This is a genomic window from Streptomyces canus (genome assembly GCF_030815415.1).
GTDB lineage: Bacteria > Actinomycetota > Actinomycetes > Streptomycetales > Streptomycetaceae > Streptomyces > Streptomyces canus_F.
The window spans coordinates 3,206,713-3,230,253 of record NZ_JAUSWW010000001.1 but is presented as its reverse complement, the minus strand read 5'-3'; the positions used below and the strand labels follow the sequence as shown (position 1 = coordinate 3,230,253).

Genomic DNA, 23,541 nt, shown 5'->3' with positions numbered 1-23,541 from the left:
TGCGCCCCTGCCACAGGGGGACACGACGCCCGCCCCGGCACGGACAGCATCCTCCGATACACCTAGCTACCGCCTATGACCTGTGGCATGGGTGAAGAAAGCAGACGAAATGTCTCACCTGCTCGACTCCGTCGACAGCGCGTCGCTGCGCACCGACATCCCGGCCTTCCGCCCGGGTGACACCGTCAACGTCCACGTCCGCGTCATCGAGGGCAACCGCTCCCGTGTGCAGCAGTTCAAGGGCGTAGTCATCCGTCGCCAGGGCGCCGGTGTCCGCGAGACCTTCACGGTCCGCAAGGTCTCGTTCTCCGTCGGCGTGGAGCGCACCTTCCCGGTGCACACCCCGATCGTCGAGAAGATCGAGCTCGTGACCCGCGGTGACGTGCGTCGCGCCAAGCTGTACTACCTCCGTGAGCTGCGCGGCAAGGCCGCGAAGATCAAGGAGAAGCGCGACAACTGATCTCGCCTTCCGGGGTCCACAGAGGGGCCGGATAGCATCTGGCCCCGATGGACACCGAAGCACAGCAGACGGAGCGCGACCGCTCCTCCCGCCCTTCCGAATCCGAGGAGATCTCGGACACAGAGGGTCAGGAGGGACGGTCGCGCTTCGTGTTGGCGTCGTGGATCACCCAGTGGCTTCCCGGCGGCCGGATCAGCCTGACCCTGTTGGTCTGCCTGCTGTTTTTGCTGTCCCTCAACGCTTTCGTGGCGCAGCCGTTCCAGATTCCCAGCGGATCCATGGAAAACGGATTGAGGATCGGGGACCGGGTTCTCGTAAATAAGTTGGCGTACCGTTTCGGTGCCGAGCCGCGGCGCGGAGATGTAGTGGTGTTCGACGGAACCGGGTATTTCGGGGATGCGGACTACATCAAACGGGTCGTGGGTGTGGGGGGAGACCACGTGGTCTGCTGCGACAAGGAGGGGAGGATCCAGGTGAACGGCCGGTCGGTCGACGAGTCGTCGTTCCTGTATCCCGGTGACTCTCCGTCCTCGGTGGACTTCGACGTCGTCGTCCCCGACGGCACCCTCTTCGTCCTCGGTGACCACCGCGGCGAGTCCAGCGACTCCCGCGACCACCTGGGCTCGCCCGGCGGCGGCATGATCCCCGTGACCGAGGTGATCGGCCGTGCCGACTGGATCGTATGGCCGACCGCGCACTGGACCCGGCTGCACCGACCCGGCGCCTACGCGCGGGTGCCCGCCGCGGCAGGTGCCGATGGGTAATCGCGGCAAACCGCGCGGTGTGCCCAGCGACGCCGCCGACAACCTTCTGCCCACCGGTGTCCGGCGCGCCTCCAGTCCCTCCGGCGGTCGTACGCGCGCGGAGCGGCGCAAGCTCCAGCGCAAGGTCAAGCGGCGCCGCAGGCGCTCCGCCGCCAAGGAGATACCGCTTCTCGTCGGTGTCGCCGTGCTGATAGCCCTGGTGCTGAAGACCTTCCTCGTGCAGGCCTTCGTGATCCCGTCCGGCTCCATGGAGCAGACGATCCAGATCGGCGACCGGGTGCTGGTCGACAAGCTCACCCCGTGGTTCGGCTCCAAGCCGCAGCGCGGGGACGTCGTGGTCTTCAAGGACCCGGGCGGCTGGCTGCAGGACGAGCAGACGACGACGAAGAAGGAAGACCCCGTCGTCATCAAGCAGATCAAGGAGGGGCTCACCTTCATCGGCCTGCTGCCGTCCGACAACGAGAAGGACCTCATCAAGCGCGTCGTCGGCGTCGGCGGGGACCGGGTCAAGTGCTGTGACGCGGAAGGCCGTGTCACCGTCAACGGCGTCCCGCTCACCGAGGGCGACTACCTCTATCCCGGCAACGCACCGTCGACGCAGGAGTTCGACATCACCGTCCCGCAGGGGCGGTTGTGGGTGATGGGCGATCACCGGGCCAACTCCGCGGACTCCCGCGCGCATCAGAACACCGACTACGGCGGTACGGTCTCCGAGGACTCGGTGGTGGGACGGGCGAGGGTCATCGCCTGGCCCTTCGGCCACTGGAACAGCCTCGACGAGCCGAAAACATACTCATCCATTACCGACTCGGCCGCCGCGTCGACTGCGGCTCCCCAACTGTCGCATAGGGTTGCCTCCGACGATCCGAACGGAACGATCCAGCTCCCGAGCCCTGCGGAACTCCCGCTCGTTATGGGAGTGGTGGGCCTGCGCCGTACATGGGGCAGGCGGCGGCACAGAGTAAGGAGTTGGCGTGGGGGATGTGGCGGTTGGCGCACGGTCCGGGCACGACGGCGAGGAGCACCGCGGACGCCCCGTGGACGCGCCCGACCCGGCCACGGACGACGCCGTGACCTCCGGGAGTGACTCCGCGGCGGACGAGCGGACACAGCCCGGGGACGACGGGCCGGGCGACTCGGCCCCCAAGCAGAAGACCCAGCGCTCCTTCTGGAAGGAACTGCCGATCCTGATCGGCATCGCGCTCGTCCTGGCGCTGCTGATCAAGACGTTTCTGGTGCAGGCGTTCTCGATCCCGTCCGACTCGATGCAGAACACCCTCCAGCAGGGTGACCGCGTCCTGGTCGACAAGCTCACCCCGTGGTTCGGTTCCGAGCCCGAGCGCGGCGAGGTCGTCGTCTTCCACGACCCCGGCAACTGGCTCAGGGGCGAGCCGACGCCCGATCCCAACGCGGTGCAGACGTTCCTCAGCTGGATCGGTCTGATGCCATCGGTGGAGGAGAAGGACCTGATCAAGCGCGTGATCGGGGTCGGTGGAGACACGGTTGAGTGCAAGGGGACCGGTCCGCTGAAGGTCAATGGCAAGGCACTGAACGAGCCGTACGTCTACCCCGGCAACACACCGTGCACGGTCGACGACTTCGGCGGCCAGTTCAAGGTCAAGGTGCCCGAGGGCTACATCTGGGTCATGGGCGACCACCGACAGAACTCGCGTGACTCGCGGTACAACCAGGACGACAAGTACCACGGCATGGTCCCGGTCGACGAGGTCGTCGGACGCGCCATCGTGAAGGCCTGGCCGATCAACCGCTGGGGCACGCTGCCGGTCCCGGACACCTTCGACCAGGATCTGAGCGCGCGGTCCGCCGCCTCCACCGCCCTGTCGGCGGCCCCGCAGGGCCTCGCGCTCGCGGGTGTGGTGCCGGTGGTGCTGTGGCGCCGGCGCAGGATCGCGCCGGCCGAGACCCGCTGACCGGCTGACCCAGGGGGAAACCTTTACGGAGCGGGTGACCTTCGTCGCTGGTGAGGGGCTGACCGCGTCCGGTACCGCCGGGTAGGGTGCGGACCCATGGGTGGCGAGAGCACGACACGCACGGCCCCGCGCGGCGGAGGCACGAACACGGGCCCGGTGGGCAGCCGGACCGGACAGCGACTGTCCGGACTGGCCGTCGCGCTGGGCCTTGTGCTGTTCCTCGGCGGGTTCGCCTGGGGAGCGGTGGTCTACCGGCCGTACACCGTGCCCACCAGCTCGATGGCGCCCACCATCGACGCCGGCAACCGGGTGCTGGCCCAGCGTGTCGACGGCGGTGACATACGCCGGGGCGATGTCGTCGTCTTCACCGACAAGACCTGGGTGTCCAACGCCCCCGTGGTCAAGCGCGTGGTCGCGGTCGGCGGCGACACGGTCGCCTGCTGCACGGACGGCAAGCTGACCGTCAACGGCAAGCAGATCGACGAGCCGTATCTGCCCGCGGGCAGCGCGGCCGAGTGGAAGACCATCCCGTCCGTGACGGTTCCCGAGGGGCGTCTGTTCCTGCTGGGTGACGAGCGGCAGGGCTCCCTGGACTCCAGCGCCCATCTGACGGACGCCGCCAGCGGCACGGTCGCGCGGTCCGCCGTGACGGCCCGGGTGGACGCCGTCGTCTGGCCGATGAACGGCATGCTGAAGGAACCGACGGGCTTCGAGAAGCTCGGTGCGCTCTCCCCGCCGGGCCCGCTGCGGACGCTCACGATCCTGATCGTGGCCGGTGCGGTGCTCGTCCTCGGCGGCGGCGCCTACGGCCCGGTCGCCAAGCTGCTGGGCCGCGGCCGTTCCCGGACCCGGACGGAGCCCGTGGGTGCACGCTGAGGCTTCGGCGGACACCTACCAGGGCGGATTGCGCAAGGTCGCCAGAGTGGTGCTGCTGGACCCGGACGACCGCATCCTCCTGCTGCACGGCCATGAGCCGGACGATCCGACGAACGACTGGTGGTTCACCCCGGGCGGCGGGATCGAGGGCGACGAGACTCGTGAACAGGCCGCTCTGCGGGAACTCGAGGAGGAGACCGGCATCACCGAGGTGGAACTCGGTCCGGTGCTGTGGCGGCGGATGTGCTCCTTCCCGTTCGCGGGCCGTCGGTGGGACCAGGACGAGTGGTATTACCTGGCCCGGACGGCCAAGACGTCGGATGTGGTGCCCGGGGCCGTGGCGCTGACCGAGCTGGAGCGACGCAGCGTCGCCGGAGCGCGCTGGTGGACGTGTCAGGAACTGACCCAGGCACATGAGACGGTGTATCCGACCAGACTCGCCGGGCTGCTCCGCAGGCTGCTCGACGAAGGTCCCCCGGCCACGCCCGTGACCCTCGACCCCGAAATCGTCTAGGGGCTGACGGGACTGGCGCACAATGGTGGGACCGCACGGCTGAAGGGGAACATGCCATGAGCGCCGAGGACCTCGAGAAGTACGAGACCGAGATGGAGCTGAAGCTCTATCGGGAGTACCGCGATGTCGTCGGTCTGTTCAAGTACGTGATCGAGACCGAGCGGCGCTTCTATCTGACCAATGACTACGAGATGCAGGTGCACTCGGTTCAGGGTGAGGTGTTCTTCGAGGTGTCGATGGCGGATGCATGGGTGTGGGACATGTATCGGCCGGCTCGGTTCGTGAAACAGGTGCGGGTGCTCACGTTCAAGGACGTGAACATCGAGGAGCTCAACAAGAGCGATCTGGAGCTCCCGGGCAGCTGACGTTGCCCCATCGGGGTGACGGAGTTTTCCACAACCACTGAGTAGCCCACCAAGATCAACTTGGTGGGCCGCTGTGCGTGACGGTTGGCGCCGGAGGTGGTGCCGACATGAACACACATCAGGCACGCAGTGCACTGGGAAAGTACGGCGAGACGCTGGCCGCGCGGCAGCTGGCGGAAGCCGGGATGACGGTCCTGGAGCGCAACTGGCGCTGTGGCAGGACGGGCGAGATCGACATCGTGGCGAGGGACGGGGACGTCCTGGTCGTCTGCGAGGTCAAGACACGCCGGACGGGTGCCTTCGAGCATCCGATGGCAGCCGTCACCCCTGAGAAGGCGGAGCGGCTGCGGGGTCTCGCCGCCTGCTGGATCCACGCCCACGGAGGAGCACCGCCGGGCGGTGTCCGGATCGACCTCGTGGGCGTCGTCCTCCCGAACCGCGGCGCACCTGTCGTCGAGCACGCGCGAGGGGTGGCCTGACATGGGGTTCGCTCGTACGTGCTCGGTGGCGCTGGTGGGCGTCGAGGGCGTGGTCGTGGAGGTCCAGGCGGATCTGGAGCCGGGGGTGGCGGCGTTCACGTTGGTGGGGCTGCCGGACAAGAGTCTTACGGAGAGCAAGGACCGGGTTCGGGCGGCGGTCGTGAACTCGGGTGTCGGGTGGCCGCAGAAGAAGCTGACGGTGGGGCTCAGCCCGGCGTCGGTGCCGAAGGCCGGCTCGGGCTTCGATCTCGCCATCGCGTGTGCCGTGCTCGGCGCCGCGGAGCGGATCGACCCACGGGTGCTCGCCGACATCGTGATGATCGGAGAGCTGGGCCTCGACGGGCGCGTACGTCCGGTCCGGGGCATCCTGCCGGCGGTGCTGGCCGCCGCGGACGCGGGCTATGAGCAGGTCGTCGTGCCGGAGTGCGCCGCCGTCGAGGCCTCGCTGGTACCTGGTGTCTCCGTGCTGGGTGTGCGCAGTCTGCGACAGCTGATCGCGGTCCTCGCGGACGAGCCGGTCCCCGACGAGGAGCCGGACGAGCCGGGCCGCCCCGACCCGCTCATGGCGGGCCTGCGGATGCCGGGCACCGGCGCCGCCACGGGGATGCACAGCATGGGCGCCGCGCAGCAGGACTACGGCCACGACCTCGCCGACGTCGTGGGCCAGCTCTCGGCCCGTACGGCGGTGGAGGTCTCGGCGGCCGGCGGCCACCATCTGTTCCTCCAGGGCCCGCCCGGCGCCGGCAAGACGATGCTCGCGGAGCGGCTGCCCGCCGTCCTGCCCCGGCTGACCCGCGAGGAGTCGCTCCAGGTCACGGCGGTGCACTCGGTCGCGGGTCTGCTGCCGCCGGGCAAACCGCTGATCGACGTCGCGCCCTACTGCGCCCCGCATCACTCGGCCACCATGCAGGCGCTCGTCGGAGGCGGTCCGAGCATCGCCCGGCCCGGCGCGGTGTCGCTGTCCCACCGGGGAGTCCTCTTCCTGGACGAGACCCCGGAGTTCAGCAGTCAGGCCCTGGACGCACTGCGGCAGCCCTTGGAGGCGGGCCATGTGGTGATCGCCCGCAGCGCGGGTGTCGTGCGGTTCCCGGCGAAGTTCCTGATGGTGCTGGCGGCCAACCCGTGCCCCTGCGGACGCTTCTCGCAGACCGACGACTTCTGCGAATGCCCGCCCTCGGCGATCCGCCGGTACCAGGCCCGGCTCTCCGGCCCGCTGCTCGACCGGGTCGACCTGCGGGTGGAGGTGGACCGCGTCACCCGGGCCCAGCTCACCGAGCGCGGCGTCCGGGGCGAGTCGACCGCGGCCGTGGCCGACCGGGTACGGGCGGCCAGGGAGCGGGCCGCGGCCCGTCTCACCGGCACCCCGTGGCGGACCAACAGCGAAGTGCCGGGCCGTGAGCTGCGCAGCCGCTGGCACGCGGTGCCCGGCGCGATGGACGAGGCCGAGCGCAACCTCGAACGCGGCGTCCTGACGGCCCGCGGACTCGACCGTGTCCTGCGCGTCGCCTGGACCGTCGCCGACCTGATCGGACACGACCGCCCCGACGCGACCGACGTCGCCCTCGCGCTGCAACTGCGCACCGGGGTCCCCAGGGGCGTACCGATGGCCATCGGAGCGCTGACGTGAACGCAGGCCAGGAACCGGACGGCGAACTCCTCGCCCGGGTCTTCCTCGCCCGGGTCTTCGAACCCGGTGACGAGGTCGCCGGGCGGTGGGTGCGGGAGTTCGGGGCGTGCGAGGTGGCCCGGCGGGTGCGGGAGGGACAGGAGGTCTCGCTGCCGGGGGTGACCGGGAAGCGGTGGGGCGGGCTGGTGGCTCGGGGGAGGGCCGCCGAGCCGGATGCCGATCTGCGGGTCGCACGGGACTGCGGGGTGCGGTTCGTGTGTCCCGGGGACGCGGAGTGGCCCGGGCAGCTCGACGACCTCGGTGACGCGCGGCCGCTGGGGCTGTGGGTGCGCGGGGCGCCCAGTCTGCGGATGTGGGCGCTCAGGTCGGTCGCCGTCGTGGGCGCCCGGGCGTGCACCGAGTACGGGGCCCACATGGCGGCCACCCTCGCGTGCGGTCTCGCCGAGCACGGGTGGGTCGTCGTGTCCGGCGGAGCCTACGGAGTCGACGGCGCCGCACACCGCGGTGCCCTCGGCGCCGGCGGGGCCACCGTCGCCGTGCTGGCCTGCGGGGTCGACCGGCCCTACCCGCCGGGGCACACCGAGTTGATCACCAGGATCGCGGCACAGGGCCTGGTGGTCGGGGAGTTGCCGCCCGGCGACCATCCGACGCCGAGCAGATTCGTGCTGCGGAACCGGGTGATCGCCGCGCTGACCAGAGGGACCGTGGTGGTCGAGGCCGCCTATCGGAGCGGTTCCCTCGTCACCGCGCGGGCGGCGCAGCGGCTCGGCCGGCACACCATGGGCGTGCCCGGGCCGGCCACCAGCGGACTCTCCGCCGGGGTGCACGAGCTGCTGCGCGGGGACGCGGTGCTCGTCACGGACGCCGAGGAGGTCGTCGAGCTGGTCGGCGACATGGGAGAGCTCGCCCCGGACCGGAGAGGACCCGTCCTGCCGCGCGATCTGCTCCCACCGGGCGTCCGGCGGGTCCTGGCCGCGCTGCCGTCACGCGGCGCGGCGACCGCGACCGAGGTCGGGAGCGGTGCGCAGACGACGCGGGACGACGCGATCGCGAGACTGTACGAGCTCCGATCACTTGGTTACGTCGAACGACACGGCGACGGCTGGAAGTTGACACGCCAGGCGATGATCCCCGTCCGAGACGGTCGGAGTCGATGTTGACCGAGCGTGTTCGGCCGTCCGGGGGAACCCCGACAGCCTTGGGAATTCGCGCAGTTGACCTCGCCGCCTGGTCACGCAGAGCTACTGCCGTGACCCGGCGGGGCGGTCAAAGGAACGTATCTGCGCACAGCTTCTGTCACACACTTCGCACACCGCGACACTCCAGTCACGCTACGCTCACGGGGATTCCGGCGCAGACCGGCACCACGGCATCGAACTCGACATCAGGCAGACAGCTCACCCAGGCACACCTCATTCACGGCAGAACGGCACAAGGCGACGAATGCCCCAGCACACCTCCGGGTCCGACCGGGCGGCGATCCCCCCAGCCGCCCGCGACGGTAGCGTGCGGCCGCCCGCTCCCTCGACACTCGACGAACTGTGGCGTTCGTACAAGGGGACGGGCGACGAGCGGCTGCGGGAGCAGCTGATCCTGCACTACTCGCCGCTGGTGAAGTACGTGGCGGGCCGGGTGAGCGTGGGGCTGCCGCCCAATGTCGAGCAGGCCGACTTCGTGTCCTCCGGGGTCTTCGGGCTCATCGACGCGATCGAGAAGTTCGACATCGACCGGGAGATCAAGTTCGAGACGTACGCGATCACGCGGATCCGGGGCGCGATGATCGACGAGCTCCGGGCGCTGGACTGGATCCCGCGCTCGGTGCGGCAGAAGGCGCGCAACGTCGAGCGGGCGTACGCGACGCTGGAGGCGCGGCTGAGGCGGACGCCCAGCGAGGGCGAGGTGGCCTCCGAGATGGGGATCGCGGTGGACGAACTCCACGCGGTCTTCAGCCAGTTGTCGCTGGCGAACGTGGTGGCACTGGAAGAGCTGCTGCATGTCGGGGGCGAGAGCGGGGACGGGCTCAGCGTCATGGACACGCTGGAGGACACCGCCGCCGACAATCCGGTCGAGGTGGCCGAGGACCGGGAGCTCAGACGGTTCCTGGCGCGGGCCATCAACACGCTGCCCGAGCGGGAGAAGACCGTGGTCACCCTCTACTACTACGAGGGGCTCACGCTCGCGGAGATCGGGAACGTGCTGGGTGTGACCGAGAGCCGGGTCAGCCAGATCCACACCAAGTCGGTCCTGCAACTGCGCGCGAAACTGGCCAGCTTCGGTCGCTGACCTGGCCGAATGAGGAGCGTCGGGACGAGTGACTCCCGCCGGGCGTGGTGCGTCCGTAAAGTGGACGACGTGCCAAGGATTCGAGCGGCCTCCGTGGCCGAGCACCGGTCGATGCAGCGAGCCGCCCTGCTGGACGCGGCTCGGTCGTTGCTGTCCGAGGGCGGGACGGAGGCGCTGACGTTTCCGGCTCTCGCCGAGCGGACGGGGCTGGCGCGGTCGTCCGTGTACGAGTACTTCCGGTCGCGGGCCGCGGTGGTCGAGGAGCTGTGCGAGGTCGACTTCCCGGTCTGGGCCGCGGAGGTCTCGGCGGCGATGGCCGCGGCCGAGGGGCCCGAGGCGAAGGTCGAGGCGTATGTGCGCCGGCAGCTGGCCCTGGTCGGGGACCGGCGGCACCGGGCTGTCGTGGCCATCTCGGCCAGTGAGCTGGATGCGGGGGCCCGGGAGAAGATCCGGGCGGCGCACGGTGGGCTCGTGGCGATGATCGGGCAGGCGCTCGGGGAAATGGGGCACTCGGAACCCCGGCTTGCCGCGATGTTGCTGCAAGGGGTGGTGGACGCGGCTGTGCGGCGGATCGAGCTGGGGATGGCGGAGGATCCTTCGGCCATCACCGACGCCGCTGTGGCCATGGCTCTGCGGGGCGTTCGGGGCTGAGCGTGGGGGCTGCCGTAGAGGTGGGGACCATGCCCATGCTTGCGGAGTACCGCCTGCGCCCACCTCGTCTCGGGCAGCACACGTGCCCGTCGGCTACGTGACTGAAGAAGGCAGCGGCACCCCCAGTACCGGCAGGAGCCTCGACGGGCCCCTGTGCAGCAGCCACGGTGGCAGCAGTGACAGCGGGTCCAGGTAGGCCTCCCCTTTCCGCAGGCCCCAGTGCAGGCACGGAGCCGTGCAGTGCGAGCCCGTCGCCGCCACCGTGCCGAGCACCTCGCCGGGCGCCACCTCGTCACCTTTCCCGACCGACGCCGTCACCGGTTCGTACGTCGTACGCAGGTCCGTGCCGGTGAGTTCCACCGAGACCACGCCCTTGCCGGCCACCCGCCCCGCGTACAGCACCCGCCCCGCCGCCACCGCTCGTACAGGTGTGCCCGGTGCTGCCGCGAGGTCCACGCCCCGGTGGCCGCGGCTGTACGCCGTCGCCGGGGGCTCCCAGCCCCGTAGGACCGAGGGACGCACCCCCACCGGCCAGGCGCGGCCGATGGCCGGAACCGAAGGGTCCGGGGCGGCCGGCGGGGGCGGGGCCGGGCCGCCCGACACCGGGCCCGCGGCCAGCACCGTCAGCACCAGGGCCAGCAGCAACCCCGGGCCGCCCCCGCTCACACATCGCATCGCTCGCATGCCGGAAGCCTGCGGGAAAAGCCGTGATCACGGCCGGGAGCTGTGGACCGCGCCCCGGTTGTGGACAGCGGCGTCACCCGGTACCCCGCGGGTCCCGTACACTTCTACTGGCGATCCGGGTCACCGGGTCGACTTCGCACGCCCCGACACGGCGGCCGGCAACGGTCCCGGTCAGCGCCCCTCGGTCCTTAGCGGCACGGCGCACGTGGGCGTCAGGACATAACCGAGAAACAAGGAGAACGGCCATGGCCGTCGTCACGATGCGGGAGCTGCTGGAAAGCGGCGTCCACTTCGGTCACCAGACCCGTCGTTGGAACCCGAAGATGAAGCGATTCATCTTCACGGAGCGCAACGGCATCTACATCATCGACCTGCTCCAGTCGCTGTCGTACATCGACCGCGCCTACGAGTTCGTCAAGGAGACCGTCGCCCACGGCGGCACGGTCATGTTCGTCGGTACGAAGAAGCAGGCGCAGGAGGCCATCGCCGAGCAGGCGACGCGCGTCGGTATGCCCTACGTCAACCAGCGCTGGCTGGGCGGCATGCTCACCAACTTCTCGACCGTCTACAAGCGCCTGCAGCGCCTGAAGGAGCTCGAGCAGATCGACTTCGAGGATGTGGCCGCGTCCGGCCTCACCAAGAAGGAGCTCCTGGTCCTCTCGCGTGAGAAGGCCAAGCTCGAGAAGACCCTCGGTGGTATCCGCGAGATGTCCAAGGTTCCCAGCGCCGTCTGGATCGTGGACACCAAGAAGGAGCACATCGCGGTCGGTGAGGCCCGGAAGCTCAACATCCCGGTCGTCGCCATCCTCGACACCAACTGCGACCCCGACGAGGTCGACTACAAGATCCCGGGCAACGACGACGCGATCCGCTCCGTCACCCTGCTCACCCGCGTGATCGCCGACGCCGTCGCCGAGGGACTCATCTCCCGCTCCGGCGTCGCCACCGGCGACAAGGGTGACAAGGGTGCGGGCGAGCCGCTCGCCGCGTGGGAGCGCGACCTGCTCGAGGGCGAGAAGAAGGCCGAGGAGGCCCCGGCCGCCGAGGCTCCGGCCGCTGCTGAGGCGCCCGCCGAGGCTGCTGCCGAGGCCCCCGCCGCCGACGAGGCCGCCGCCCCTGCCGCCGACGAGGAGCCCGCTGCCGAGGCGCCCGCCGAGGCCGCTGCCGAGGCTCCGGCCGCCGAGGCCGAGCAGGCCTGACCCCTCACCCCTTCGGGTCTTTTGACGGCGGGGGCCCACCAGCCCCCGCCGTCAAGCCCGTAGATCTTCAGACTTCGAGAGAGATTCCAGGAATCATGGCGAACTACACCGCCGCCGACGTCAAGAAGCTCCGCGAGCTCACCGGCGCCGGCATGATGGACTGCAAGAAGGCCCTGGACGAGGCCGAAGGCGATGTCGACAAGGCCGTAGAGGCCCTGCGCATCAAGGGCCAGAAGGGCGTCGCCAAGCGCGAGGGCCGCTCCGCCGAGAACGGCGCCGTGGTCTCCCTCATCGCCGACGACAACACCTCCGGTGTCCTGGTCGAGCTGAAGTGCGAGACGGACTTCGTCGCCAAGGGCGAGAAGTTCCAGGCCGTCGCCACCGCGATCGCCGAGCACGTCGCCGCCACCTCCCCGGCGGACCTCCAGGCCCTGCTCGCCTCCGAGATCGAGGCCGGCAAGACCGTCCAGGCGTACGTGGACGAGGCCAACGCCAACCTCGGTGAGAAGATCGTCCTGGACCGCTTCGCGCAGTTCGCCGACGGTTTCGTCTTCTCCTACATGCACCGCACCATGCCCGACCTGCCCCCGCAGATCGGTGTCCTGGTCGAGCTCGACAAGGCCGACGCCGATCTGGCCAAGGGTGTCGCCCAGCACATCGCCGCCTTCGCGCCGAAGTACCTCTCCAAGGAGGACGTGCCGGCCGAGGTCGTCGAGTCCGAGCGCCGCGTCGCCGAGGAGACCACCCGCGCCGAGGGCAAGCCCGAGGCCGCCCTGCCGAAGATCGTCGAGGGTCGCCTCAACGGCTTCTTCAAGGACGCCACGCTGCTCGGTCAGCCGTACGCGCTCGACAACAAGAAGTCCGTCCAGAAGGTTCTGGACGAGGCCGGTGTCACCCTGAAGCGCTTCACGCGTATCAAGGTCGGCATCTGAGTCCGTACCGCGTGCGACGTCCGACCCCGATAGGGTCGGAGACAGTCGTCCGGTACGCCGCCACGCACGCGCGCGGCGGACGACAGCAGATCTGACGAGGAGGCCATTGCCGCGCATGGGATACGAACCAGTTCCCATCGGCAATGGCCTTCTTCGTATGTGCACCACGAGGAGAATCCGATGACCACCAAGGCCCAGAAGAGCGACGACGGCAAAGTGAGCGGCCGGTTTCTGCTGAAGCTGTCCGGAGAGGCCTTCTCCGGCGGCGGGGGCCTGGGCGTGGACCCGGACGTGGTGCACAAGATCGCCCGCGAGATCGCGGCAGTCGTGCGCGACGGCGCGGAGGTCGCGGTCGTCATCGGCGGCGGCAACTTCTTCCGCGGCGCCGAACTCCAGCAGCGCGGCATGGACCGCGCCCGCTCCGACTACATGGGCATGCTCGGCACCGTGATGAACTGCCTCGCCCTCCAGGACTTCCTGGAGAAGGAGGGCATCGACAGCCGCGTGCAGACCGCCATCACCATGGGTCAGGTCGCCGAGCCGTACATCCCGCTGCGCGCCGTGCGCCACCTGGAGAAGGGCCGCGTGGTCATCTTCGGCGCCGGTATGGGCATGCCGTACTTCTCCACCGACACCACCGCCGCCCAGCGCGCCCTGGAGATCGACGCCCAGGCGCTGCTCATGGGCAAGAACGGCGTGGACGGGGTCTACGACTCCGACCCGAAGGCCAACCCCGAGGCCGTCAAGTTCGACTCGCTCAGCTACGGCGAGGTCATCACCCGCGACCTCAAGGTCGCCGACATGACCGCCATCACGCTGTGCCGCGACAACAAGCTCCCGATCCTCGTCTTCGAGCTCCTGGCGGAGGGCAATATCGCCCGCGCCGTCAAGGGTGAGAAGATCGGCACGCTCGTGGGTGACCAGGGCAGCCGGGACTGACGATCCGGCAACCAACCCGTCCGGGGGACGGACGGGACGGACCCTGACCGGGGGATGGACAATGTCCTGCCGGTCGGGAACCGTGCAGGAAGAAGACGCGACGCAGCCGGCCGCCGCCCCTCACCAAGGAACCGCAGCCGGGCCTCACTCAAGACACGCAGGAGCAAGTGGTGATCGAAGAGACCCTCCTCGAGGCCGAGGAGAAGATGGAGAAGGCCGTCGTGGTCGCCAAGGAGGACTTCGCCGCGATCCGCACCGGTCGTGCGCACCCGGCGATGTTCAACAAGATCGTGGCCGACTATTACGGTGCGCCGACGCCGATCAACCAGCTGGCTTCGTTCTCCGTGCCGGAGCCGCGCATGGCCGTGGTGACCCCGTTCGACAAGAGCGCGCTGCGCAACATCGAGCAGGCGATCCGCGACTCCGACCTGGGCGTCAATCCGAGCAATGACGGCAACATCATCCGTGTGGTGTTCCCCGAGCTGACCGAGGAGCGCCGCCGCGACTACATCAAGGTCGCCAAGGCCAAGGCGGAGGACTCCCGTGTGTCCATCCGTTCGGTCCGCCGCAAGGCCAAGGACGCGATCGACAAGCTCGTCAAGGACGGCGAGGTCGGCGAGGACGAGGGCCGCCGTGCGGAGAAGGAGCTCGACGACGCCACGCACAAGTACGTCGCTCAGGTGGACGAGCTTCTGAAGCACAAGGAAGCGGAGCTGCTCGAGGTCTGATGAACGACTCTTCCTGGGGAGCGCCGCCACAAGCCGGGTACTGGGGGCCGTCCGACCAGGGGCCTGTCCAGGGGGCTGCCCCGGCGGGTCCCGCGTACGATGCGCCTGAGGCGCAGCACACTCGCCCCATGCCCATCGTGCCTGGCGGACCTGACGTGCCCCGATACGGCGACGACCAGGATGACGACCGGGGGGCCGCTCGGCTGAGCGGCCCCTTGTTCCGCGACGAGACCACGTCGGCGCAGCCCCGTGCGGCGGCGCCGCAGAATCCGGAGCCCATGCCCGACGCCCCGCAGCCGGCTCCCGCGCCGCAGAAGAAGAGCGCGGGGCGGGATCTGAGTGCGGCCATAGGGGTCGGCGTCGGCCTCGGTGCGGTGATCGTCGCGTCCTTGTTCGTCGTCAAGGCCGCCTTCGTCGGCGTCATAACGGTCGCCGTCGTCGTCGGTCTGTGGGAGCTGACGTCCCGGCTCGAGGAGCGCAAGGGCATCAAGGCACCCCTCGTGCCGCTCGCGGTCGGCGGTGCGGCCATGGTCGTCGCCGGGTACGTCCGGGGCGCCGAAGGTGCCTGGGTGGCGATGGCACTCACCGCGCTGGCCGTCCTGGTCTGGCGGATGACCGAGCCGCCCGAGGGCTATCTCAAGGACGTCACGGCGGGGGTCTTCGCGGCGTTCTACGTGCCGTTCCTGGCGACGTTCGTCGCGATGATGCTCACCGCGGACGACGGCGCGTTCCGTGTCATGACGTTCCTGGTCCTGACGGTCGTCAGCGACACCGGGGCGTACGCGGTCGGCTGGCGCTTCGGCAGGCACAAGCTCGCGCCGCGCATCAGCCCCGGCAAGACCCGCGAGGGCCTGCTCGGCGCGGTGTCGTTCGCGATGGTCGCGGGTGCGCTGTGCATGCATTTCCTGATCGACGACGGCATCTGGTGGCAGGGCCTGGTGCTGGGCCTCGCGGTCGCCGCCAGCGCCACGCTCGGCGACCTCGGCGAGTCGATGATCAAGCGGGACCTGGGCATCAAGGACATGGGCACGCTGCTGCCGGGCCATGGCGGCATCATGGACCGGCTGGACTCGCTGCTGCCGACGGCGCCGGTGGTGTGGCTGCTGCTGGTGCTGTTCGTCGGTTCCGGCTGAGCGGTTCGGCTGATCGTTTCCGTACAGGGAGAAGCCCTCGCTTCGGCGGGGGCTTCTCCGTTCCGCCTAGGACGTGCAGACGTCCTTGAGCTCGTTCGCGGCGGCGTCGATCCGGCTGCTGTCCGGGTCGGTGTCGCCGTCGAGGATGGACTTGTTGTAGTCCTCGACGGCCTTGTTCAGGTCGTCGACGGCCTTGTCGACCTTGCCGTCGTCCGTGTCGTTGTTGATCTTGTCGAGGTTCTTCTCGATGGTGTCGATGGATTCGTCGGTCCTCGACGGGTCCTTCGCCGCGTCCCAGCCCGCCTCGTGGATCGCCTTGAGACTGTCGGCGATCGTGTCGGCGTTGGTGAGACAGTCGAGCGCGTCGTCGGTGTTCTCGCAGCCGGTGAGGAGCCCGGCGGTCAGGGTGACGGCGGCGACGGTGGTGGCGAGGGCGGCGATACGGCGTCCGCGTCGTCGGTTGGTGGCCATGGAACGGGTCCCCTCCTGGAAGGCACAGGGCGCTGCTGCGATCTGTGTGCCGTCCACGATTCCGCCGTAGGGTCCCCTGCTACGAGGCAGCTGCCTCCCGTATGGGTGGTGGAGCGGGCTACACCGTGAAGGGCGGGGCGTATGTGGGTGCCGGACAGCCTGGACCGATTGCGGGAGTGGCTGGAGCGCAACGGGATTCCACAGGATTCGTGGGGGACCGCCGGGACCAAGTCCGTCCAGCACCTGTGGGACGAGATCGAGGCGGGGGAGACGACCTTGGACTCCGAGCCACCGCTGCGTCGCGTCACCGTCGTCTCCCTGCGCGTCCGGCAGGGAGGCAAGGAGCTCGTGGAGATCGCGCAGCTGATGGCCGACGGGACCTGGCGCTCCAGGAACGAAGCCCCCGCCGAGAAGATGAAGCCCGGAGAGGACGCAGCGGACACGGCACGGCGGTGCGTGGCCGAGGAACTCGGAGTCGAAGGCCCCGGCGTCGTCGTGGGCCCCGTGTCCGAACGGCGTCAGCGCCGGGACTCGTCGCCGTCGTATCCGGGGCTGGCGTCCGAATACGTCTTCCACGACATCGAGGCCCAGGTGCCGGGTCTGTCCTCGGGGAACTTCTGGACCCGGGAGGCCGGCGACGGGGTGGTTTCCGCCCATCTCTGGGCGTGGCGGTAGCCGACTGGGGCACTCCGGTTGATCTGCGACACTGGTATGACCATGCCCAAGCCCGGAGAACTCACTTTCGTCGCCCCCCGCGGAGCCAAGAAGCCGCCGCGGCACCTTGCCGATCTCACGCCTGCCGAGCGCAAGGATGTCGTGGCCGAGATCGGTGAGAAGCCGTTCCGTGCCAAGCAGCTCTCGCAGCACTACTTCGCGCGGTACGCGCACGATCCGGAGCAGTGGACCGACATCCCGGCCGGTGCTCGCGGAAAGCTGCAGGAGGCGCTGCTTCCTGAGCTGATGACCGTCGTACGGCATCTGTCGACCGACCAGGGGACCACGCGCAAGACGCTGTGGCGGCTGTTCGACGGGACGCTCGTGGAGTCGGTGCTGATGCGGTACCCGGACCGGGTCACCATGTGCATCAGCTCGCAGGCCGGGTGCGGGATGAACTGTCCCTTCTGCGCGACCGGACAGGCCGGGCTCGACCGGAATCTGTCCACCGCCGAGATCGTCCACCAGATCGTGGACGGGATGCGGGCGCTGCGCGACGGGGACGTGCCCGGTGGGCCCGCGCGGCTCTCCAACATCGTCTTCATGGGCATGGGCGAGCCGCTCGCCAACTACAAGCGGGTCGTGCAGTCCATCCGGGCCCTCACCGACCCCGCCCCCGACGGGCTCGGCATCTCGCAGCGTGGCATCACCGTCTCGACCGTCGGTCTGGTGCCGGCCATCCACCGGTTCGCCGACGAGGGCTTCAAGTGCCGGCTCGCGATCTCGCTGCACGCGCCGGACGACGAGCTGCGCGACACCCTCGTACCCGTGAACACGCGGTGGAAGGTGCGCGAGGTGCTCGACGCCGGGTTCGAGTACGTCGAGAAGTCGGGGCGACGGCTCTCCATCGAATACGCGCTCATCCGGGACATCAACGACCAGGCCTGGCGTGGTGACCGGCTCGGGCGGCTGCTCCGGGGCAAGCCCGTGCATGTGAATCTCATTCCGCTGAACCCGACTCCCGGGTCCAAGTGGACCGCCTCCCGGCCGGAGGACGAGAAGGCCTTCGTCGAGGCCATCGCCGCGCACGGGGTGCCCGTCACCGTTCGGGACACCCGTGGGCAGGAGATCGACGGGGCCTGCGGTCAGCTGGCGGCGGGCGAGCGGTAACCTGAGCCCGTACGTACATCTTCATATTCCGACAGGGGAGCGCCACAGCGCTGAGAGTGCGGCAATCGGGCCGCAGACCCTCTGAACCTCGCCCAGGTCATTCTGGGTAGGAAGTTCGGTCATCACTCAAGCTGTTGCGCCCTGCCCGGAGCCCTCCTGGGGTTTCGGGCAGGGCCGCGTCTCTTCCTGGTCACCCCAGGAGGAATCCAGTGAGCATCACCAAGAAGGCCACGGTCCTCGCCGTCGGCTTCGGCCTCGTCGCGCTGTCCGCGTGCGGGTCGTCCGACGGCGACAACGACAGTGGTGGCGGCGGCTCCAAGACCGTCACCCTCGTCAGCCACAACTCGTGGGCCGTCTCCAAGAGCGTCCTCGCCGCGTTCGAGAAGGAGTCCGGGTACAAGGTCAAGGTCCTCGAGGACGGCGACGCCGGGCAGGCCGTCAACAAGGCCATCCTGACCAAGGACAACCCGCAGGGCGACGTCTTCTTCGGCGTCGACAACACCCTGCTGTCGAGGGCGCTGGACAACGGGCTGTTCCAGTCGTACGAGGCCCAGGGATCCGACCTGATCCTGCCCGAGTACCGGGTCGACGAGGACAAGCACCGGGTCACGCCGATCGACACCGGCGACATCTGCGTCAACTACGACAAGGCGTACTTCACCGAGCACAAGCTGGACCCGCCGAGCTCGTTCGACGACCTGGTCAAGCCCGCCTACAAGAACCTCCTCGTCACCGAGAACGCCTCCACCTCCTCGCCCGGGCTGGGATTCCTCCTCGGGACCGCCGCCAAGTACGGCGATGGGGGCACCTCCCGCTCGAGCGAAGCCGAGAGTGGGGGAGGCTGGGAGGGTTACTGGACCAAGCTCAAGGCCAACGGCGTGAAGGTCGTCGACGGCTGGGAGCAGGCCTACAACGAGGAGTTCTCCGGGTCCGCCGGCGGCAAGAAGGCCAAGGCCGACCGGCCGCTCGTCGTCTCCTACGCCTCCTCGCCGCCCGCCGAGGTCATCTACGCCGACCCGAAGCCGACGACCGCGCCGACCGGGGTCGCCGCGGGGACCTGCTTCCGCCAGGTCGAGTACGCGGGCCTGCTGAGCAACGCCGGGAACAGCAAGGGCGGCAAGGCGCTCCTCGACTTCATGCTCACCAAGCGGTTCCAGGAGGACATGCCGCTGAACATGTTCGTCTACCCCGTGCGGGAGGCCGCCGAGGTGCCGCAGGAGTTCACGAAGTACGGCCCGCAGGCCAAGGACCCCGAGACCCTCGATCCCGCCAAGATCGCCGCCAACCGTGACCAGTGGGTCAAGTCGTGGACCTCGCTCGTACTGAAGTAGCCCCACGCGGGAGCCTCAAGGGGAACGTGGCGCGGCTCGGGCTCATGGCCCTGCCCGTCGCGTTCTTCGGGGTCTTCTTCGCCTGGCCCGTCGCCGCGATCGTGGCGCGCGGGCTCAAGGCCGACGGTACGTGGCAGTTCGGCCGGATCACGGACGTGCTCGCACAGTCCGACATCCGGCACGTCCTGTGGTTCACCACCTGGCAGGCCCTCGCGTCCACCGCGCTCACCCTGCTGGTCGCGCTGCCGGGCGCCTATGTCTTCGCCCGCTTCGACTTCCCGGGCAAGCAGATCCTGCGGGCGGTCGTGACGGTGCCGTTCGTGCTGCCGACGGTCGTCGTGGGTACGGCGTTCCTGGCACTGGTCGGGCGCGGGGGACTGCTCGACGAGCTGTGGGGCGTACGGCTGGACACGACCGTGTGGGCGATCCTGCTCGCGCACGTCTTCTTCAACTACGCGGTCGTCGTACGCACGGTCGGCGGGCTCTGGTCACAGCTCGACCCGCGGCAGGAGGAGGCCGCACGGATGCTGGGCGCCTCGCGCCTCGCGGCCTGGCGGAAGGTGACCCTGCCCGCGCTCGGGCCCGCCGTGGCGGCCGCCGCCCTCATGGTCTTCCTGTTCACCTTCACCTCCTTCGGTGTGGTGCAGATCCTCGGCGGACCGACCTTCTCCACCCTCGAAGTGGAGATCTACCGCCAGACCTCGGAGATCTTCGACCTCGCCACGGCCGCGGTCCTCACGATCATCCAGTTCGTGGCCGTGGGCTCGATCCTCGCCCTGCACGCCTGGACCGTACGGCGACGGGAGACCGCGCTGCGGCTGGTGGACGCGTCCGGGACGGCCCGGCGGCCGCGCGGGGCGGGACAGTGGGCGCTGCTGGGCGGGGTGCTGCTCACCGTCGTCGTCCTCCTGCTGCTGCCGCTCGCCGTGCTGGTGCAGCGCTCGCTCGACGCCCCCGACTTCGGGTACTACCGGGCACTGACGAAGTCCGACGGGGGAGTGTTCCTGGTGCCCCCGATCGAGGCGGTCGGCAACTCCCTCTCGTACGCGCTCGCCGCCACCGCCATCGCGATGGTGATCGGCGGTCTCGCCGCGGCCGCGCTGACCCGGCGGGACGCGGGGCGGTTCGTACGGGGCTTCGACGCGCTGCTGATGCTGCCGCTGGGGGTGTCTGCGGTGACCGTCGGGTTCGGGTTCCTGATCGCCCTCGACGAGCCGCCGCTGGATCTGCGGGCCACCTGGATCCTGGTGCCGCTCGCGCAGGCGCTGGTCGGTGTGCCCTTCGTCGTACGGACCATGCTGCCCGTGCTGCGGGCCGTGGACCACCGGCTGCGGGAGGCCGCGGCGGTGCTCGGGGCGTCGCCCTGGCGGGTGTGGCGGGAGGTCGATCTGCCCCTGGTACGGCGGGCGTTGCTGATCGCGGCCGGGTTCGCGTTCGCCGTGTCGCTGGGGGAGTTCGGGGCGACCGTGTTCATCGCGCGGCCCGACAACCCGACGCTGCCGGTCGCGGTGGCGCGGCTGCTGGGGCGGGCCGGTGAGCTCAACTACGGGCAGGCGATGGCCCTTTCGACGATTCTGATGGTGGTGTGCGCGGTGGCGCTGCTGGTGCTGGAGCGGCTGCGGACCGATCGGACGGGTGAGTTCTGATGCTGCTGAGCCTTCAGGGCGCGACGGTCCGCTTCGGCGGGCGGGCGGTGCTGGACGGGGTCGACCTGGCGGTCGCCGAGCACGAGATCGTGTGTGTGCTCGGGCCCAGCGGGAGCGGGAAGTCGACGCTGCTGCGGGCGGTGGCCGGGCTGCAACACCTGGACGCGGGACGGGTGGCGCTGGACGGCCGCGATCAGGTGGGGGTGGCCGCGCACAGGCGCGGAGTCGGGCTGATGTTCCAGGATCATCAGCTGTTCCCGCAGCGGGACGTGGGCGGAAACGTGGCGTTCGGGCTGCGGATGCACCGGGCTTCCAAAGCCGAACAGGGCTCGCGCGTACGGGAGTTGCTCGACCTCGTCGGGCTGCCGGGCGCCGGTCGACGTGCCGTCGCCTCGCTCTCCGGTGGTGAGCAGCAGCGGGTCGCGCTGGCCCGGGCCCTCGCGCCCCGGCCGCGGCTGCTGATGCTGGACGAGCCGCTCGGGCAGCTGGACCGCTCGCTGCGGGAGCGGCTCGTCGTCGAACTGCGCGAGCTGTTCGGGCGGTTGGGGACCACCGTGCTCGCGGTCACCCACGACCAGGGCGAGGCGTTCGCGCTCGCCGACCGGGTCGTCGTGATGCGGGACGGGCGGATCGCCCAGTCCGGTACACCTCTTGAGGTGTGGCAGCGGCCCACGGACGAGTTCGTGGCCCGTTTCCTCGGCTTCGAGAACGTCGTGGAGGGCATGGTCGGCGGGGAGGCCGCGGACACGCCCTGGGGCAAGCTGCCGGTCCCCGCGGACGCCGCGCAGGGCCCGCGGACTCTGCTGGTGCGGCCCGCGGGCGTGCGGCTCGTGGGCGCCGACGAGGGGCTGCCCTGCACGGTCGCCGCCCGCACGTTCAAGGGCACGCATGTCGCCGTACGACTGCGACCGGAAGGGGACGCGCCGCGCCTCGAAGCGGCGTGCGCCCTGCGGGAGGCGCCGGAGGTCGGGGACCGGGTCGGCGTGGAGTTCGACGCGGCCGAAATTGTCGTGCTCGGCTGATCCGGGGCCCGTACGGCAAGGGGTATGCGTTGCTCACTCTTGATCAGACCGAACCTTTGTCCAGGGCTCCATTCTTCAGGGTGCAGGTGCGACGGCAGGGCCCGAGAAGTCGCAATGTTGCGGCTACAGTTGCTTTGTCTGACAACCTAGTTGCGGACCTACCGCCGGACGGGCGGGATGTGAAGCCTGTGGAGACCTCATAAGACCGCCCTCGCGGGACGGCAAGGGTCGGTGAAGCAGGAACCCGTGGGCGTGCCGCGCAGCGGTGTGACCTGAATCGCTGCCCTTGAGGTGGCGAGGGCGTCAATGCGACGAAATCGCCCATCGGATCGGCCTGCTGGGGTCTGTGGTGACCTCCAGGGCCGATCTGTCGGCGGCCGCGCCGACGCCACCCTCGTCGCGGGACTGCCCTACGAGGTCGCGCCCGACATCGCCGCCGACGCGATCGACGAGTGGCTGCAGATCGTGGAGTTCGTGCAGCGGACCATGCCGCACGACGAGGCCGGGGAGTTGAGGGGCGCGGGGCGCAGCATTCATCTGCATGCCACCGATGGCGCTCCCGCGCTCCAAGCCGAGTGGATCGTCGAGCTCACCGATGACGTCATCGTCTGGCGGCGCGGGCACGAGAAGGCGACGGTCGTGCTCAGGGGGCCGCTGACCGCCGTACTGCTCGCCTTCTACCGTCGACTGCCGCTGGACAGCCAGGAGTTGGAGGTGCTCGGCGAGCGGGAGCTGCTGGAGTTCTGGCTGGAGCGGGCCACGTTCGGGTGATGGTCCCCGGACACGACTGCGGCCCGTCCCCCGACGGGGGGCGGGCCGCAGCGGTACTGCTCACGGGGCGTCAGCGGGTGTTGCTCGCCCCACGACGACGCATGCCGAAGAAGACCGCGCCGCCACCGATGGCGACCAGGGCCGCCGCGATGCCGGCGATGACACCGGTGTTGGAGTTCGCACCGGTCTCGGCGAGGTTGGAGTCACCGGCCGCGGGGGTCGGCGCGTTGCTCGGCGAGGACGCCGGTGCGGTGCTCTCGCTCTCCGAGGCCGACGGGGTCGGGCTGGGGCTCTCCTCCTCGGCCGGCGGAGTGGCGGAGTCCGACGGGGACGGCGTGGCCGTCGGGGTCGGGGACTCCTCCTCCGGCTTGCAGGCCGTGGAGGGGGTCGTCAGGTTCGGCTTGATGTCCGCGCCCTTGATGTAGGGCAGGGCTACGACGTGGACGCGGTACTCCGCGTTGGGCGCCCAGTCCTCCTCGAAGGTGATGGTCGTGCCGTCCTTGGAGCCCTTCACGGTCTGCTCGCCGACCATGCGGACGTCGGCGTTCTTCTCCACCAGGTACACGGAGACGGTGGCCTCGACGCCGGCCTTGTCGACGTCGGTGACGGTGATGACGCCGTTCTTGCCGTCGCACTTGGCTTCGGCGGAGAACTCGTTGATGTTGCATGCCAGCGCATTGCCGGCGGCGCCGAGCGCGAGCGCGGCCGAGGCGGAGGCGACACCGAGGATGCGCACGGAACGTGCGACGGTGCGGCGGGATATGGACAGAACTGCCACGTTTGTCCTTTACGGGATGCGCAAATGCGGGGGGTTGAGGGAGAAGTGATGTGACATCACGATCCCCACGAGACTCACAGGTTTATAAGCGTGACGTAAGTAGTGTCAACGTGTAGACGCGTCCTGGGCATTG

Annotated in this window: 25 protein-coding genes and 1 pseudogene; 23 read left to right on the top strand and 3 right to left on the bottom strand. The window is 69.7% G+C overall.

Annotation, left to right across the window (positions count from 1 at the left end; all coding sequences use genetic code 11):
- Positions 1–109: 109 nt before the first annotated feature.
- The 12 genes from rplS to QF037_RS14635 all read left to right on the top strand — a co-directional run bounded on the left by rplS (position 110) and on the right by QF037_RS14635 (position 9,950).
- Complete coding sequence (rplS, locus tag QF037_RS14690) at positions 110–460, top strand: 50S ribosomal protein L19 (RefSeq protein ID WP_046258836.1); 351 nt, start codon at positions 110–112, stop codon at positions 458–460.
- A gap of 47 nt (positions 461–507) precedes the next feature.
- Positions 508–1,224 (top strand): signal peptidase I, encoded by a 717-nt coding sequence (gene lepB, locus QF037_RS14685; RefSeq protein ID WP_307025378.1) that lies wholly within the window; start codon positions 508–510, stop codon positions 1,222–1,224.
- The gene (gene lepB / locus QF037_RS14680) at positions 1,217–2,311 is read left to right on the top strand and encodes a signal peptidase I (RefSeq protein ID WP_307025375.1); all 1,095 of its coding nucleotides are present in this window, start codon (positions 1,217–1,219) and stop codon (positions 2,309–2,311) included. Before lepB (QF037_RS14685) ends, lepB (QF037_RS14680) begins: the two co-directional genes overlap by 8 nt.
- Entirely contained in the window at positions 2,199–3,155 is a 957-nt protein-coding gene (gene lepB / locus QF037_RS14675) for a signal peptidase I (RefSeq protein WP_307025373.1), read from the top strand. The genes lepB (QF037_RS14680) and lepB (QF037_RS14675) overlap by 113 nt, the downstream gene beginning before the upstream one ends.
- 96 nt (positions 3,156–3,251) lie before the next feature.
- Positions 3,252–4,031 carry a signal peptidase I gene (lepB, locus tag QF037_RS14670; RefSeq protein ID WP_307025372.1) on the top strand — a complete coding sequence of 260 codons (780 nt, stop codon included), beginning with the start codon at positions 3,252–3,254 and terminating at the stop codon, positions 4,029–4,031.
- Positions 4,021–4,545, top strand: coding sequence for an NUDIX hydrolase (locus QF037_RS14665; protein WP_307025370.1), 525 nt, complete (start codon positions 4,021–4,023; stop codon positions 4,543–4,545). Before lepB (QF037_RS14670) ends, QF037_RS14665 begins: the two co-directional genes overlap by 11 nt.
- Before the next feature lie 56 nt (positions 4,546–4,601).
- Positions 4,602–4,910: a DUF2469 domain-containing protein gene (locus QF037_RS14660; RefSeq protein WP_005311352.1), complete on the top strand. Its 309-nt coding sequence runs from the start codon at positions 4,602–4,604 to the stop codon at positions 4,908–4,910.
- A gap of 107 nt (positions 4,911–5,017) precedes the next feature.
- Positions 5,018–5,389, top strand: coding sequence for a YraN family protein (locus QF037_RS14655; RefSeq protein WP_307025368.1), 372 nt, complete (start codon positions 5,018–5,020; stop codon positions 5,387–5,389).
- Position 5,390: 1 nt separating this feature from the next.
- Entirely contained in the window at positions 5,391–7,016 is a 1,626-nt protein-coding gene (locus QF037_RS14650; protein WP_307025365.1) for a YifB family Mg chelatase-like AAA ATPase, read from the top strand.
- A complete protein-coding gene (gene dprA / locus QF037_RS14645) occupies positions 7,013–8,176 on the top strand; it encodes a DNA-processing protein DprA (RefSeq protein ID WP_307025362.1) in 1,164 nt (387 codons plus the stop codon). The genes QF037_RS14650 and dprA overlap by 4 nt, the downstream gene beginning before the upstream one ends.
- 283 nt (positions 8,177–8,459) lie before the next feature.
- Complete coding sequence (gene whiG, locus QF037_RS14640; RefSeq protein WP_307025360.1) at positions 8,460–9,299, top strand: RNA polymerase sigma factor WhiG; 840 nt, start codon at positions 8,460–8,462, stop codon at positions 9,297–9,299.
- 93 nt (positions 9,300–9,392) lie between these two features.
- Positions 9,393–9,950 carry a TetR/AcrR family transcriptional regulator gene (locus QF037_RS14635; RefSeq protein ID WP_307037166.1) on the top strand — a complete coding sequence of 186 codons (558 nt, stop codon included), beginning with the start codon at positions 9,393–9,395 and terminating at the stop codon, positions 9,948–9,950.
- A 93-nt stretch (positions 9,951–10,043) separates the two neighbouring features.
- Here QF037_RS14635 and QF037_RS14630 read toward each other — a convergent pair whose 3' ends face one another.
- Positions 10,044–10,634, bottom strand: coding sequence for a murein hydrolase activator EnvC family protein (locus QF037_RS14630; RefSeq protein ID WP_307025357.1), 591 nt, complete (start codon positions 10,632–10,634; stop codon positions 10,044–10,046).
- 245 nt (positions 10,635–10,879) lie between these two features.
- Between QF037_RS14630 and rpsB the strand changes: the two genes are divergently transcribed.
- From rpsB to QF037_RS14605, 5 genes are all read left to right on the top strand, one after another.
- On the top strand, positions 10,880–11,833 hold the full coding sequence (gene rpsB, locus QF037_RS14625; RefSeq protein ID WP_307025355.1) for a 30S ribosomal protein S2: 954 nt from the start codon (positions 10,880–10,882) through the stop codon (positions 11,831–11,833).
- Positions 11,834–11,928: 95 nt separating this feature from the next.
- Positions 11,929–12,765 carry a translation elongation factor Ts gene (gene tsf, locus QF037_RS14620; protein ID WP_307025353.1) on the top strand — a complete coding sequence of 279 codons (837 nt, stop codon included), beginning with the start codon at positions 11,929–11,931 and terminating at the stop codon, positions 12,763–12,765.
- 180 nt (positions 12,766–12,945) lie between these two features.
- Positions 12,946–13,704, top strand: a complete 759-nt coding sequence (gene pyrH, locus QF037_RS14615) for a UMP kinase (protein WP_307025351.1) — start codon at positions 12,946–12,948, stop codon at positions 13,702–13,704.
- A 170-nt stretch (positions 13,705–13,874) separates the two neighbouring features.
- Positions 13,875–14,432 (top strand): ribosome recycling factor, encoded by a 558-nt coding sequence (gene frr, locus QF037_RS14610; protein ID WP_266821475.1) that lies wholly within the window; start codon positions 13,875–13,877, stop codon positions 14,430–14,432.
- The gene (locus QF037_RS14605; RefSeq protein ID WP_307025347.1) at positions 14,432–15,565 is read left to right on the top strand and encodes a phosphatidate cytidylyltransferase; all 1,134 of its coding nucleotides are present in this window, start codon (positions 14,432–14,434) and stop codon (positions 15,563–15,565) included. The genes frr and QF037_RS14605 overlap by 1 nt, the downstream gene beginning before the upstream one ends.
- A 66-nt stretch (positions 15,566–15,631) precedes the next feature.
- Here QF037_RS14605 and QF037_RS14600 read toward each other — a convergent pair whose 3' ends face one another.
- Positions 15,632–16,036, bottom strand: coding sequence for a hypothetical protein (locus tag QF037_RS14600; protein ID WP_307025346.1), 405 nt, complete (start codon positions 16,034–16,036; stop codon positions 15,632–15,634).
- 141 nt (positions 16,037–16,177) lie between these two features.
- Between QF037_RS14600 and QF037_RS14595 the strand changes: the two genes are divergently transcribed.
- The 6 genes and pseudogenes from QF037_RS14595 to QF037_RS14570 form a co-directional block, all read left to right on the top strand.
- The gene (locus tag QF037_RS14595) at positions 16,178–16,711 is read left to right on the top strand and encodes an NUDIX domain-containing protein (RefSeq protein ID WP_307025344.1); all 534 of its coding nucleotides are present in this window, start codon (positions 16,178–16,180) and stop codon (positions 16,709–16,711) included.
- 42 nt (positions 16,712–16,753) lie between these two features.
- Entirely contained in the window at positions 16,754–17,860 is a 1,107-nt protein-coding gene (rlmN, locus tag QF037_RS14590) for a 23S rRNA (adenine(2503)-C(2))-methyltransferase RlmN (RefSeq protein ID WP_307025342.1), read from the top strand.
- A gap of 209 nt (positions 17,861–18,069) precedes the next feature.
- Positions 18,070–19,191 (top strand): thiamine ABC transporter substrate-binding protein, encoded by a 1,122-nt coding sequence (locus tag QF037_RS14585; RefSeq protein WP_307025340.1) that lies wholly within the window; start codon positions 18,070–18,072, stop codon positions 19,189–19,191.
- A 44-nt stretch (positions 19,192–19,235) separates the two neighbouring features.
- On the top strand, positions 19,236–20,837 hold the full coding sequence (locus QF037_RS14580; protein ID WP_307037163.1) for an ABC transporter permease: 1,602 nt from the start codon (positions 19,236–19,238) through the stop codon (positions 20,835–20,837).
- Positions 20,837–21,859 carry an ABC transporter ATP-binding protein gene (locus QF037_RS14575; RefSeq protein ID WP_307025336.1) on the top strand — a complete coding sequence of 341 codons (1,023 nt, stop codon included), beginning with the start codon at positions 20,837–20,839 and terminating at the stop codon, positions 21,857–21,859. Before QF037_RS14580 ends, QF037_RS14575 begins: the two co-directional genes overlap by 1 nt.
- Before the next feature lie 378 nt (positions 21,860–22,237).
- A pseudogene (locus QF037_RS14570) lies at positions 22,238–22,630 on the top strand (hypothetical protein); the annotation flags it as partial.
- 70 nt (positions 22,631–22,700) lie between these two features.
- Here the strand turns inward: QF037_RS14570 and QF037_RS14565 are convergent.
- Positions 22,701–23,408: an LAETG motif-containing sortase-dependent surface protein gene (locus tag QF037_RS14565; RefSeq protein WP_307025334.1), complete on the bottom strand. Its 708-nt coding sequence runs from the start codon at positions 23,406–23,408 to the stop codon at positions 22,701–22,703.
- Positions 23,409–23,541: the final 133 nt, after the last annotated feature.